At 70.1% G+C, this 12,734-nt stretch carries 10 protein-coding genes; 2 read left to right on the top strand and 8 right to left on the bottom strand.

The window, feature by feature from the left end:
* Positions 1-191 precede the first annotated feature (191 nt).
* From ACIOWN_RS19910 to ACIOWN_RS19885, 6 genes are all read right to left on the bottom strand, one after another.
* Positions 192-1,304, bottom strand: a complete 1,113-nt coding sequence (locus ACIOWN_RS19910) for a sugar ABC transporter substrate-binding protein (protein WP_401983082.1) — start codon at positions 1,302-1,304, stop codon at positions 192-194.
* An 875-nt stretch (positions 1,305-2,179) separates the two neighbouring features.
* Positions 2,180-2,629, bottom strand: coding sequence for a heat shock protein transcriptional repressor HspR (locus ACIOWN_RS19905; RefSeq protein ID WP_100568395.1), 450 nt, complete (start codon positions 2,627-2,629; stop codon positions 2,180-2,182).
* Between the two features lie 5 nt (positions 2,630-2,634).
* The gene (dnaJ, locus tag ACIOWN_RS19900) at positions 2,635-3,810 is read right to left on the bottom strand and encodes a molecular chaperone DnaJ (RefSeq protein ID WP_362349924.1); all 1,176 of its coding nucleotides are present in this window, start codon (positions 3,808-3,810) and stop codon (positions 2,635-2,637) included.
* Positions 3,811-3,849: 39 nt separating this feature from the next.
* Positions 3,850-4,521 (bottom strand): nucleotide exchange factor GrpE, encoded by a 672-nt coding sequence (gene grpE / locus ACIOWN_RS19895; RefSeq protein WP_362349922.1) that lies wholly within the window; start codon positions 4,519-4,521, stop codon positions 3,850-3,852.
* Positions 4,518-6,380, bottom strand: coding sequence for a molecular chaperone DnaK (gene dnaK, locus ACIOWN_RS19890; RefSeq protein WP_362349920.1), 1,863 nt, complete (start codon positions 6,378-6,380; stop codon positions 4,518-4,520). Before dnaK ends, grpE begins: the two co-directional genes overlap by 4 nt.
* Before the next feature lie 94 nt (positions 6,381-6,474).
* Positions 6,475-7,914: an undecaprenyl/decaprenyl-phosphate alpha-N-acetylglucosaminyl 1-phosphate transferase gene (locus ACIOWN_RS19885; RefSeq protein ID WP_401982973.1), complete on the bottom strand. Its 1,440-nt coding sequence runs from the start codon at positions 7,912-7,914 to the stop codon at positions 6,475-6,477.
* A 225-nt stretch (positions 7,915-8,139) separates the two neighbouring features.
* On the opposite strand from ACIOWN_RS19885, the gene ACIOWN_RS19880 reads away from it, so the two are divergent.
* Positions 8,140-10,467: a (Fe-S)-binding protein gene (locus ACIOWN_RS19880; RefSeq protein WP_362349918.1), complete on the top strand. Its 2,328-nt coding sequence runs from the start codon at positions 8,140-8,142 to the stop codon at positions 10,465-10,467.
* 122 nt (positions 10,468-10,589) lie between these two features.
* On the opposite strand, the gene ACIOWN_RS19875 is transcribed toward ACIOWN_RS19880, so the two are convergent.
* Positions 10,590-10,922 (bottom strand): antibiotic biosynthesis monooxygenase, encoded by a 333-nt coding sequence (locus tag ACIOWN_RS19875; protein ID WP_362349916.1) that lies wholly within the window; start codon positions 10,920-10,922, stop codon positions 10,590-10,592.
* Between the two features lie 217 nt (positions 10,923-11,139).
* Between ACIOWN_RS19875 and ACIOWN_RS19870 the strand changes: the two genes are divergently transcribed.
* Positions 11,140-12,036 carry a Yip1 family protein gene (locus ACIOWN_RS19870; protein ID WP_362349914.1) on the top strand — a complete coding sequence of 299 codons (897 nt, stop codon included), beginning with the start codon at positions 11,140-11,142 and terminating at the stop codon, positions 12,034-12,036.
* 97 nt (positions 12,037-12,133) lie between these two features.
* On the opposite strand, the gene ACIOWN_RS19865 is transcribed toward ACIOWN_RS19870, so the two are convergent.
* Positions 12,134-12,556: a hypothetical protein gene (locus tag ACIOWN_RS19865; protein WP_401983081.1), complete on the bottom strand. Its 423-nt coding sequence runs from the start codon at positions 12,554-12,556 to the stop codon at positions 12,134-12,136.
* Positions 12,557-12,734 lie beyond the last annotated feature (178 nt).

Here is a 12,734-nt window from a genome sequence, read left to right as displayed (position 1 = left end):
ATCACACCCCCGGTCTCCGCGTCTTCCGCAGCGCAACTATGCGCGGAGCGGACCGGCTGTGCAACACGGCTGCTGTCGGCGCGACCCTCGAAAACCAGCGGTTTCGACCGGTGTGTACGGGCCGGTGTCCGGCGGATCGCGGCGGGATCGCGCCTGCTGTCGGACCCGAACGCGCCCGGTCCGACAGGCAGTTACTGCCGCACGAGACCGAGCGCCGTGCAGGACGCCTGGTACTTCGGAGTGCAGATGTCCTCGAACTTGTAGATCTTGTCGGCGACGACAGTGCTCTGGATGTTCTTCTGGGTCAGGGCCACCACGGAGACCAACTGGGCCGGGATGTCGTGGTGGGTGGGGCTGCTGACCCGGTCCCGGGTGAGGGAGTCGAACTGGATGTCCTTGCCCTGGACCTTGGCGACCGCCATCTGGGCGGCGGTCTCGGCCTCCGTCGGGTAGGGCTTGTACACGCTCATGTACTGCTCGCCGGCCACGATCCGCTGCACGGCCTCGAGTTCGGCGTCCTGGCCGGTGATGACCGGCAGATCGGTGACGCCCACGTCCTTGAAGGCCTTGATGACGCCGGCCGCCATGCCGTCGTTGGCGGAGTAGACGGCGGCGATGTTGTCCTTGCCGAGCGAGGCGAGCGCCTGGGCCATGTTCGCCTGGGCGTTCTCCGGCTTCCAGTCCTTGGTGTCGTAGGACTTGGCGATCGTGACCTTCCCGCCGAGCTGGGAGAGCGCACCCTCCTTGAACTGCTTGGCGTTCGGGTCGGTGGGCGAGCCGTTGATCATGACGATCTTGTCGGAGATGCTGGCCTTGGGGCCCAGCGCCTCGATCAGGGAGCGGCCCTGCACCTCCCCCACCAGTTCGTTGTCGAAGGAGATGTACGCGTCGATCGGGCCCTCGGAGAGCCGGTCGTAGGCGATGACCGGGATGCCCGCGTCCTTGGCCTTCTGCACCATGTCGGCGATGGCGTGCGAGTCGACGGCGTCGAGCAGGATGACGTCGACCTTGTTGTCGATCATTCGCTGCATCTGGCCGACCTGCCGGCTCGCGTCCGCGTCCGCGTTGGCGTACTCGACCTTGCCCTGCTTCCCGGTCAGGGCGGCGACCTTCTCCTTGATGATGGGGTAGTCGAACTTCTCGTAACGGGTGTTGGCCGTCTCCGGCAGCAGCAGACCGACCGTCAGGTCGTTGCCCCTGGTCGGCCTCGCGTCGCTGCCGCTCTCCGACCCGCTGAGCGACCCGCAGGCGGCGAGCGAGAAGGTCAGCGTGGGCGCGGCCACGGCTATGGCGATACGACGCATCAAGGTGCTCACTTCTGGTGCCTTCCGGACGAGGGCGCAGCATTGCGACCCAGGTGACTGAAAAGCCAACGCGGAGGCGGCCGTCGGCGTCAAGCGGAACCACTTAACGAGATAGCAACGTAACGCTCCGCTGCAGCGGTGAAGGCTTTGCGGAGCCTTGTGGAATCACCGTCAAACGCCCTTTGCGGACCCTTCACCAGAGGAAAGTTCACCAGTTGTGCGAAGAGGCGGGGGACCTGACGGACCCGCACCGGCCGCACCACCGAGAACTCCTGACGCGGCCGGCAGCCCGCAGGCGGCTCCCCTCGCCCGCGAACGGGGCTGGATCCGAGTGGACCCGGACACGACACGGACCGGCGCAGCCCTGGACGGCGCGGCCTCCGCGCGCGCCGCCCTCGCCGACCGCGCCACCGCGCCCTGGTGGTACCACGCCGGGCTGGGCCTCGGCGTGGGCATCGTCTTCGCCTCGATCGACATGGGCGGCAGCATGGTGCCCTCGGGCGTCATCGTCGGGGGGATCGTCCTCCCGACGATGCTCACCCTGAGCGTCGCCCGCTCCCGCGGCGTCTCCGTCAACCGCTCGGTGTCCGCTCCGGGCACGCGCCGGCTCAACGGCCTGTACCTGCTGGCGCTCATCGCCCTCGGCGGCCTCGGCCTGAGCCTGAAACTGGCCACGAGGCGCTTGCCGGGCACCTGGCGGAGCTGCGGCGCATCGCGTCCCTCGCGGACCGGGCCAAGCCGTAGGGCCGTCCGGCAGGGCCCGGGGCCCGTTGCCCTGCTCCTGGTCAGGTTGCCGCACCGGTGCCGGACCGGCCGGGAAACACGAAGCGGCCCGGAGGCTTGCGGCCTCCGGGCCCCTCGAGTGCGGGACGGTGCTAGTCCGGTTGCTGGCGCTTGGGCCGCCACACCACCAGCGCGCTGGTCTGCTGGACCTCCTGATAGGGGACCAGGTCCCGGCGGTAGGAAGCGTGGACGGCGGCCTCGCGCTGCCGCATCGCCGCCGCCGCGCCGTCCAGCGCCGCCTGGAGCTCCGCGACCCGGGACTGGAGCGCCGCGACTTGGTTCTCCAGTTCGATGATGCGCTTGATTCCGGCCAGGTTTATGCCCTCGTCCTGCGACAACTGCTGTACCTGGCGGAGCAGTTCGATGTCACGGGCCGAGTAGCGGCGCCCACGCCCGGCGGTGCGGTCGGGGGACACCAGTCCCAGCCGGTCGTACTGACGGAGAGTCTGCGGGTGCAGTCCGGACAGCTGGGCGGCCACCGAGATGACGTACACCGGTGTGTCTTCCGTCAGTTCGTACGGGTTGCGGCGGCGGCCGTCCATCTCGCTCATGCTCCCTTCGCGGCCTCGAACAGCTCGGCCCGCGGGTCCTCGCCCTCGGTGGCCTCGCGATACGCCTGAAGCGCGTCACGAGCCTTCCCCGACAGGCCCTTCGGGACACTCACCTCCACGGTGACCAGCAGGTCGCCGTGGGTGCCGTCCTTGCGGACCGCGCCCTTGCCACGGGCCCGCATCGTACGCCCGTTCGGGGTACCCGGGGGCAGCTTCAGGGTCACCGGCGGACCGCCCAGGGTGGGCACGCGGACCTCGCCGCCGAGGGCCGCCTCGGCGAACGTGACCGGCACGGTGACGGTGAGGTTGTCGCCCCGCCGGCCGAAGACCGGGTGCTCCCCGACGTGCACCACCACGTACAGGTCGCCCGCGGGTCCACCGCGCTCGCCCGGGGCGCCCTTGCCGCGCAGCCGGATGCGCTGGCCGTCGCTGACCCCGGCCGGGATGCGGACCTGCATCGTCCGGGACGACTTGGCCCGCCCGGAGCCCATGCAGACCTCGCAGGGGTTCTCCGCGATGAGCCCGCGGCCCTTGCAGTCCGGGCACGGGTCCGTCAGGGAGAACCCGCCGCCCGAGCCGCGCGCCACCTGTCCGGTGCCGACGCAGGTCGGGCACACCCGCGGGGTGCCGTTCTTGTCGCCGGTGCCCGAACAGACCTTGCACGGCTGCTGGCTGGACATGCGCAGCGGCACCGTCGCGCCCTCGATGGCCTCGGTGAAGCTCAGCGTGACCTCGGACTCGATGTCCTGGCCGCGCCGGGGCTGGGTGCGCGTGGTGCCCGCCCCGCCCCGGTTGAACAGGCCCCCGAAGACGTCACCGATTCCGCCACCGAAGCCGCCGCTCCCGCCGCCGCCCTGGGCGCCTCCGAAGAGGTCGCCCAGGTCGAAGTTGAAGGAGCCGCCACCGGCGCCCGGTCCGGGGCGGAAGCCGCCGTTGCCGAACAGGGTGCGGGCCTCGTCGTACTCCTTGCGCTTCTTGGCGTCGCCGAGCACGTCGTTCGCCTCGGAGATCTCCTTGAAGCGCTCCTCGGCCTTGGCGTTGCCCTTGTTGGCGTCCGGGTGGAACTCGCGGGCGAGCTTCCGGTACGCCTTCTTGATCTCGGCCTCGGTGGCGTCCTTGGGGACGCCGAGGACCTTGTAGTAGTCCTTCTCGATGAAGTCCTTGGTGCTCATCCCCGACGTCCCTCCTCTCGTGCGTCGTCCGTTATCGCGTCAGCCCTCCTCCGGGCCACCGTTCTCCTTGTCCTCACCCTGCTCGGCGTCCGGGGCCGCGCCGGACTCCTCGGCCGGCTTGACCGTCTGCGCGCCGGGCTGGGGCTCGGCCACCGCCACCCGCGCGGGACGGATCGTACGCTCGCCGATCCGATACCCCGGCTGCAGAATCGCCACGCACGTCGTCTCGGTGACGTCCGGTGCGTAGGAGTGCATCAGGGCCTCGTGGATGGTCGGGTCGAAGGACTCGCCCTCCTTGCCGAACTGCTGCAGGCCGAGCTTGGCCACCACGGTCTCCAGCGACTCGGCGACGGACTTGAAACCGCCCACCAGCTCGCCGTGGTCCCGCGCGCGGCCGATGTCGTCGAGCACGGGCAGGAGCTCGGACAGGATGTTCGCGACAGCGACCTCCCGTACCGCGATCCGGTCCCGGTCGACCCGGCGCCGGTAGTTCTGGTACTCGGCCTGGAGCCGCTGCAGATCCGCCGTGCGCTCGCCGAGCGCCGTGCGCACCTGGTCGAGCTGCGCCGTCAGCGCGGCCGACTGGTCCGCTTCACCGGCCGGGGCCGCGCCCTTGTCCTGGGCGGCGGCCTGCGCGGCGTCGTCGGGGGTGTCGGACTGCGGCGGAGGCTGCGGCTGATGCTCCTCGAAGCCGGGGGTCTCCTCCGTCACGCCGCACCGTCCTTGCGCTCGTCGTCGACGATCTCGGCGTCCACGACGTCGTCGTCGGCCCTGGCCTGGCCCGTACCGGCGTCACCGGCACCGCCCGCGGCCTGCGCGGCCTGGGCGTCGGCGTACATGGCCTGGCCGAGCTTCTGGGAGACGGCGGCGACCTTCTCCGTGGCGGTACGGATCTCGGCCGTGTTGTCGCCTCCGGCGGACTCGCCCTTGAGCTGTTCCTTCAGCTCGGCGACGGCGGCCTCCACCTCGGTCTTGATCTCGCCGGGGACCTTGTCCTCGTTGTCCTTGAGGAACTTCTCGGTCTGGTAGACGAGCTGCTCGCCCTGGTTGCGGACCTCGGCGGCCTCGCGGCGCTTGTGGTCCTCCTCCGCGTAGCGCTCGGCCTCCTCGCGCATGCGGTCGACCTCGTCCTTCGGGAGCGAGGAGCCGCCGGTGACGGTCATCTTCTGCTCCTTGCCGGTGCCGAGGTCCTTCGCCGTGACGTGCATGATGCCGTTGGCGTCGATGTCGAAGGACACCTCGATCTGCGGGACGCCGCGCGGCGCCGGCGGCAGACCGGTCAGCTCGAACATGCCGAGCTTCTTGTTGTACGCGGCGATCTCGCGCTCGCCCTGGTAGACCTGGATCTGCACCGACGGCTGGTTGTCCTCGGCCGTGGTGAAGATCTCGGAGCGCTTGGTCGGGATCGTGGTGTTGCGCTCGATCAGCTTGGTCATGATGCCGCCCTTGGTCTCGATGCCGAGGGACAGCGGGGTGACGTCGAGCAGCAGGACGTCCTTGACCTCGCCCTTGAGGACACCGGCCTGGAGCGAGGCGCCGATGGCGACGACCTCGTCCGGGTTCACGCCCTTGTTGGCCTCCTTGCCGCCCGTCAGCTCCTTGACGAGCTCGGCGACCGCGGGCATACGGGTGGAACCACCGACGAGCACGACGTGGTCGATGTCGCTGACGGAGACGCCGGCGTCCTTGATCACGTTGTGGAACGGCGTCTTGCAGCGCTCCAGCAGGTCGGCCGTCAGCTGCTGGAACTGGGCGCGGGTGAGCTTCTCGTCCAGGTGCAGCGGGCCCTCGGCGGACGCCGTGATGTAGGGCAGGTTGATCGAGGTCTCGGTGGACGAGGACAGCTCGATCTTGGCCTTCTCCGCCGCCTCACGCAGACGCTGCAGGGCCATCTTGTCCTTGGACAGGTCCACGCCGTGACCGGCCTGGAACTGCTTGACCAGGTAGTCGACGACGCGCTGGTCCCAGTCGTCACCACCGAGGTGGTTGTCGCCGTTGGTGGCCTTCACCTCGACCACGCCGTCGCCGATCTCCAGCAGCGAGACGTCGAACGTACCGCCACCGAGGTCGAAGACGAGGATCATCTGCTCGTCCTTGTCGAGGCCGTACGCCAGGGCGGCGGCCGTCGGCTCGTTGACGATGCGCAGCACGTTCAGACCGGCGATCTCGCCGGCCTCCTTGGTGGCCTGGCGCTCGGCGTCGTTGAAGTACGCCGGGACGGTGATGACCGCGTCCGTGACCTTCTCGCCGAGGTACGCCTCCGCGTCCCGCTTCAGCTTCTGCAGCACGAAGGCGCTCATCTGCTGCGGGTTGAAGTCCTTGCCGTCGAGGTTGATCTTCCAGTCGGTGCCCATGTGGCGCTTGACCGACCGGATGGTCCTGTCGACGTTGGTCACGGCCTGGCGCTTGGCCACCTCGCCGACCAGCACCTCGCCGTTCTTGGCGAAGGCGACGACGGACGGCGTGGTCCTGGCGCCCTCGGCGTTGGTGATGACGGTGGGCTCGCCGCCTTCGAGAACGCTGACGACGGAGTTGGTGGTGCCCAGGTCGATGCCGACCGCACGTGCCATGGTGAATTCCTCCAGCTGACTTGAGTGGAACGGACTCAAGTGTGCCCGAGGCTCACCGCCGGGTCAACAGACCTGAGCCACATCGACTCAAGACTTATCCATCCCTTATACGCAAGGGTGCTCTGACCTGCGGCGATGTGGATTGCCTGGGCGGAGGAGGCGGGTATTCAAGTTGACGACGAGGCGTCTGCACCCCGGATACGCCGGGTCCGCCGGCCTCCGCGTCGTACGCGATCCGGCCGCGCGGGGCTCCCGCGGCGGACTCTCCCTGGGCGCGGAGGATGCCCCAGAAGGGCTCGCCGCGGAGGCGGGCGCCGGAAGCGCCGGCACGCGCGCGTGGCGGTGCCCCGCCACCGGACGCCTCCGCACGCGCGCGCGTGGCACCCCCGGCGGGAAGGCCCCGGGCCGTGCGCTCCTCCGGGCGCCCGCGGGTGCCGGGCACCCGGGTCTGCCCCCGGGCCCCGGGCGGCCGGGACTGCTCCCGCGTGCCGGGCAGCCGGGACTGGGTGCGCGTACCCGGGAGCGGGGACTGCACGCGGGCGTTGTTCGGTTCGGTCGGGCGCCGCGGCGCGTACGCGGGCACCCGCAGCAGCCCGAGGACGGCCACCAGGGCCGCCCCGGCCACCCACGCCACCGCACTCGGCCCGACCCAGCCCGTATGGACCAGCACCCCGACCAGGACCGCGGCGAAGGTGCCGAGACCGAGCAGGACGGTCGCGCCCGGCGGGGTCGGCCCGAGCCGGCGCAGCCGGTGCGCGAGGTGGTCCGGGCCCCGGCGCAGCAGCGGACGCCCGGCCAGCTTCCGCGACACCAGGACCAGGACGGCGTCGGCGCTCGCCGTGGCGGTGAGCGCGAACAGCACCGCCACGGTGGAGACCGTGTCGTACCCGGTACGGGTGAGCAGGGCCGTGGAGGCGAGCACGAAACCGGTGAACAGCGAGCCGCCGGAGCCGAAGGCCACCCGCGCCGGATGCCAGTTGTGCATCAGGAACCCGGTGAGGGCGGCGGCCAGCACGCTCAGCAGCACCGCGAGGTCGTCCATCACCTCGGCCGCCGCGCACGCGCCCACCCCGAACGCGGTGAGCACCCCCACCGTGCCCGCGAGGCCGTCCGCGTGATCGAGCCCCCGGAAGGCGGCGGCCACACAGGCGATCCAGACGACGGCTGCGATCCCGGCCACGGGCCCGGTCTCGTCGTACGGCACCACGCAGGCCGCCGCGATGGCCGTACCGACGAACAGGAACGGTGTCTTCAGCCGCCACACGTCCGCGGCGGTCCCGAGCAGGGCGACCGCGGCACCCGCGGCGAGCAGCCTGCCCACCCCGTCGCCCAGCGGGGCGGTACCCGTCCAGCCGCCGGCCGCGGCGACCAGGCAGGTGCTGAGCACCACGGCCAGGCCGCCGAGCAGTGGCAAGGGGCGTGCCCGCCTCCTGCGGTCGACGAGGCCGAGCCGAAGCGCGAGCACTCGGAGCAGCGCCGAGAGCAGGGCGGCGAGGAGGAGGGCGGTGATGGCGGTGGCGATCCCGTATAGCACGGTTCTTAAATTAGGGGTATATGGGGCGATCGGGTGCGAATAACACGAACGGCACGCGACCGGATCCCCGGGCGGGCCTCCCGTACCCCCGGACGGCCCCCACGAGGGCTTCCAGCGACCCAGATCACCCCGCGCCCGGCTGCATTGCGTCAGAAGATGGGGGTAGTCTCAAACGGACTACATAAGTTACCGCTCAGTAATTTCGAGGCCGCCTCAGGAGCCCCCATGCAACTCGCCGCGATCATCGTGTCGCTGGTCCTGACCGTGGTCGGCGTCGCGCTGCTCGCCCGTGCCATCGGCCAGTTCGTCCGGTACTTCAAGCTGGGCCAGCCCGTACCCGCCGGCACCCGTAGCGACAACCCCTACCAGCGCAGCGTGACCCTGGTGCGGGAGTTCCTCGGCCACACCCGGATGAACCGCTGGGGCATCGTGGGCGTCGCCCACTGGTTCGTGGCCATCGGCTTCCTGACGCTGCCGCCCACCCTCGCGCAGGCCTTCGGCCAGTTGTTCCGGGCCGACTGGACGCTGCCGGTCATCGGCGACTTCCTGCCGTTCGAGATGTACATCGAGTTCATCGGCGTGATGACCGTCCTCGGCATCGCCGTGCTCATGGCGATCCGGCTGCTGAGCCTGCCGTCCCGGCCCGGCCGCAAGTCCCGCTTCGCCGGTTCCAAGGCCGGGCAGGCGTACTTCGTCGAGTACGTCATCCTCACCATCGGCCTCGCGATCTACGTCCTGCGCGGTCTTGAGGGCGCGCTCCACCACGTGGGGCACTACGAGGCCGGTTACTTCGCCTCGTACCCGCTGGTGCTCGCCTTCAAGGGCCTGTCGGCCGGCACCCTGCAGAACCTGGTCTACCTGACCGCGATGATCAAGATCGGCACGTCCTTCGTGTGGATGATCGTGGTCTCCCTGAACACCAACATGGGCGTGGCCTGGCACCGCTTCCTGGCCTTCCCGAACATCTGGTTCAAGCGCGAGGCCACCGGCGGTACGGCCCTCGGCGCCCTTCAGCCGATGACCTCCGGCGGCAAGCCGATCGACTTCACCGACCCCGGCGAGGACGACGTCTTCGGCGTCTCCCAGGTCGAGCAGTTCTCCTGGAAGGGCCTGCTGGACTTCTCCACCTGCACCGAGTGCGGCCGCTGCCAGTCGCAGTGCCCGGCCTGGAACACCGGCAAGCCGCTCTCCCCCAAGCTGCTGATCATGTCGCTGCGCGACCACGCGCACGCGAAGGCGCCGTATCTGCTGGCCGGCGGCGGCAAGACCATGGAGGGCGAGGAGAAGGCGTCCGAGGAGCAGCTGAAGGACGTCCCGGCGTCCGCGCTCGCGGAGGCCGAGCGCCCGCTGATCGGAACGCTGGAGGCCGGCGCCGACAACGCCTTCGCCGGCGGCGTCATCGACCCGGACGTGCTGTGGTCCTGCACCACCTGCGGCGCCTGCGTCGAGCAGTGCCCGGTCGACATCGAGCACGTCGACCACATCGTCGACATGCGCCGCTACCAGGTCATGATCGAGTCCTCGTTCCCGTCCGAGGCGGGCACGATGCTCAAGAACCTGGAGAAGAAGGGCAACCCCTGGGGCCTGGCCAAGAAGCAGCGCCTTGAGTGGACCAAGGAGGTCGACTTCGAGGTCCCGGTCGTCGGCAAGGACATCGAGGACCTCTCCGAGGTCGAGTACCTGTACTGGGTCGGCTGCGCCGGCGCCCTGGAGGACCGCGCCAAGAAGACCACCAAGGCCTTCGCGGAGCTGCTGCACATCGCGGGCGTGAAGTTCGCGATCATGGGCGGCGACGAGAAGTGCACCGGTGACTCCGCACGCCGCCTGGGCAACGAGCCCCTGTTCCAGGAACTCGGCATGGAGAACGTCGCCACGCTGAACATGGCCTTCGGCGAGGAGACGGACGACGACGGCAACGTCACGCCCGAATCCAGGAAGCCGAAGTCGGCGAAGAAGATCGTCGCCACCTGCCCGCACTGCCTCAACACGCTCGGCAACGAGTACCCGCAGCTCGGCGGCGACTACGAGGTCATCCACCACACCCAGCTCCTCCAGCACCTGGTGGACGAGGGCAGGCTGGTCCCGGTCACCCCGGTCGAGGGCATCATCACCTACCACGACCCCTGCTACCTGGGCCGCCACAACAAGATCTACACGCCTCCGCGCGAGATCATCGGCAAGGTCCCGGGCCTCAGGAACGAGGAGATGCACCGCCACAAGGAGCGCGGCTTCTGCTGCGGCGCCGGCGGCGCCCGGATGTGGATGGAGGAGCGGATCGGCAAGCGCATCAACGACGAGCGCGTCGACGAGGCTCTTTCGCTGAACCCGGACATCATCTCGACGGCCTGCCCGTTCTGCCTGGTCATGCTCACGGACTCGGTCAACGGCAAGAAGGCCGCATCCGACAGCGGCTCCGCCGCGGGCGGCAAGGCCAAGGAGTCCGTCCAGGTCGTGGACGTCGCCCAGCTGCTGCTTGACTCCGTCAGGACGCCGGTCGACCCGGCGGGCGAGGCGGCCGACGAGACCGAGCCGGAGCCCGAGCCGGTGAAGTAGGCGCCGGCCGGCGCACGACCGGGCGGCATGGTCGTCCACCGTCCGACGCCCCCGTGCCCGTACGGGCACGGGGGCGTCGCCGTGTTTCCAGGAGCGGTCTCCGCAAGCAGGCTCCGGGAGCGCTACGCGCTCTTGGGCGCGGCCTGCTGCACGACCTCGAAGGACCACAGGGTGGAACCGCTGGCCGCGGGCTTCGGCCGCTCCCCTCCCTCCCCCGCGCCGGTGCCCTGGTGCGCGGACTTCATCGGCCCCTCCATCCAGGCCTGGAACGACTCCTCGTCACGCCAGCGCGTGTAGACGAGATAGGTGTCGGTGCCCTCGACAGGGCGCAGGAGCTCGAACCACTCGAACCCGTCGGAGTTCTCGACCGCGTGCGCCCGGGAGGCGAACCGCTTCTCCAGCGTCTCGCGCTGCTCGGCGGGCACGGTCAGTACGTTGATCTTGACTACGCTCATGGTCCCATCCTGCCCGGTGGCCCCCGGGCCGCCACTCAGCGCCTCCGTGATCCGGGAGGCGAACCGGGAGCTCCCGCCCGGCGCCTCGGACCGCCCCGTGGACACCCCTGAGAAACGCCCGGAAAGCCCCTTAGGGGATGTCACAGCTCGGACCCAAAGCCCTGCCGGAACACCCGCTCCCGCACGGGATTCGGCGGGCTCGGGTACGTTCGATGACGTGGCTGGATTCAGGAGCGGACGCGGCGACCGGAACGACCGGGCCCCGCAGGCGCGGACCCAACGACCTCCGTACGGGCAGCAGGCACCCCAGGCCCCCTCGTACGGCTATCCCCCGGCGCAGCAGCCGTACCCGCAGCAGCGGCCGCCGTACGGAGGCGGGGGCGCCCAGTGGCCCCGGGCCGACGGCGGTGGCTACGGCGAGCCGGAGTACTTCGGCGGCGGCCACCCGCAGGGCGCACCCGATCCGTACACGGCCGACAACCCCGGCCACACCCAGGCCTTCGCGGTCGGCGAGGACCCGTACAACCAGAGCGGGACCTACCGCGCGGGCTCGGCGCCGGCCGGTCCGATCGGCCCCCGGCTGCACTGGACGGACCTGCTGCGGGGCATAGTCCTGTCCCCCAACCAGACCTTCCTCCGGATGCGCGACTACACGATGTGGGGCCCCGCCCTCATCGTGACGTTCCTCTACGGGCTGCTCGCGGTCTTCGGCTTCGACGGCGCCCGCGAGGAGGCCATCCACGCCACCCTCACCAACGCGATCCCGATCGTCCTGATCACCGCCGTGGCGCTGGTGCTCAGCGCCTTCGTCCTCGGTGTGGTCACCCACACCCTGGCCCGCCAGCTCGGCGGCGACGGGGCCTGGCAGCCCACGGTGGGCCTGTCCATGCTGATCATGTCGGTCACGGACGCGCCGCGTCTGCTCGTCGCGATGTTCCTCGGCGGCGACGCGGGCTTCGTCCAGCTACTCGGCTGGGCCACCTGGATCGCGTGCGGCGCACTGCTGACCCTCATGGTCAGCCGCTCCCACGACCTGCCCTGGCCCAAGGCGCTGGGCGCCTCGGCGATCCAGCTGATCGCCCTGCTGTCGATCGTGAAGCTCGGCACGTTCTGACGCTCCGGCGTCCCAGCGGCCCACCAGCACACAAGGGGCCCGGCGATGCGCCGGGCCCCTTGCTTCGTCTCAGCTGGTCTCAGCTGGTCTCGGCTCGTCAGAGCTTGCCGCCGATCTCGCAGGCCCGGCACGGCGGCTGCCCGCAGGTGCACTGCATGACGGCTTCGACGACGCCACGGTCGTGGTAGAGGCACTCGTCCTTGCAGGTGTGGCGCGGTATGAACCCCGCCGGAATCTCGCCGGGCCACGGCTCGTGACCGTCCCGGCAGCGGGCGAACCGCTCGGGGTCGGTGGAGTGCAGCTCGTGCATGCCCGAGCGTGCGTTGTCCTCCAGCTCCCGCACTCGCTCCACCAGGCTCTTCAGCTCGGCGGCGATGCTGGCGTACTGGTCGGTGCCGGTCCTCACGTGTGCGGCCCGCAGGGCCATCGCCGCGTTGCCCAGAAACCTGCCGGCGTCCTGCAGGTCGGTCACGTGATGCAACTGAATGCCGTTCACGCCTCGTACCCACACGGCGTCCATGTTGCTCACCGATCCGCCCTCCTTGGCTTTCTGCGAGACAGTATGCGCGGCGCCGGTGCCTCCGCATAAGGAAAATCAATCTATTTACCGAAACTAAAGGTCTCGGTCGCGGCCGTCCAGCAAAATCCGGAGTGAGCCGCCTCACTCCGCCCCTCATAATGGATCTTCCACCGGCCCC

The organism is Streptomyces sp. NPDC087787 (genome assembly GCF_044743035.1).
GTDB lineage: Bacteria > Actinomycetota > Actinomycetes > Streptomycetales > Streptomycetaceae > Streptomyces.
Note: the sequence above shows the minus strand (reverse complement) of the source record. Positions and strands in the feature narration are given on the sequence as shown.

Coding starts and splice junctions, on each gene's coding strand:
- ACIOWN_RS19910 (WP_401983082.1), bottom strand. CDS start 1,304: ATGCGTCGTATCGCCATAGCCGTGGCCGCGCCCACGCTGACCTTCTCG.
- ACIOWN_RS19905 (WP_100568395.1), bottom strand. CDS start 2,629: ATGGACGGCCGCCGCCGCAACCCGTACGAACTGACGGAAGACACACCG.
- dnaJ (WP_362349924.1), bottom strand. CDS start 3,810: ATGAGCACCAAGGACTTCATCGAGAAGGACTACTACAAGGTCCTCGGC.
- dnaK (WP_362349920.1), bottom strand. CDS start 6,380: ATGGCACGTGCGGTCGGCATCGACCTGGGCACCACCAACTCCGTCGTC.
- ACIOWN_RS19880 (WP_362349918.1), top strand. CDS start 8,140: ATGCAACTCGCCGCGATCATCGTGTCGCTGGTCCTGACCGTGGTCGGC.
- ACIOWN_RS19875 (WP_362349916.1), bottom strand. CDS start 10,922: ATGAGCGTAGTCAAGATCAACGTACTGACCGTGCCCGCCGAGCAGCGC.
- ACIOWN_RS19865 (WP_401983081.1), bottom strand. CDS start 12,556: ATGGACGCCGTGTGGGTACGAGGCGTGAACGGCATTCAGTTGCATCAC.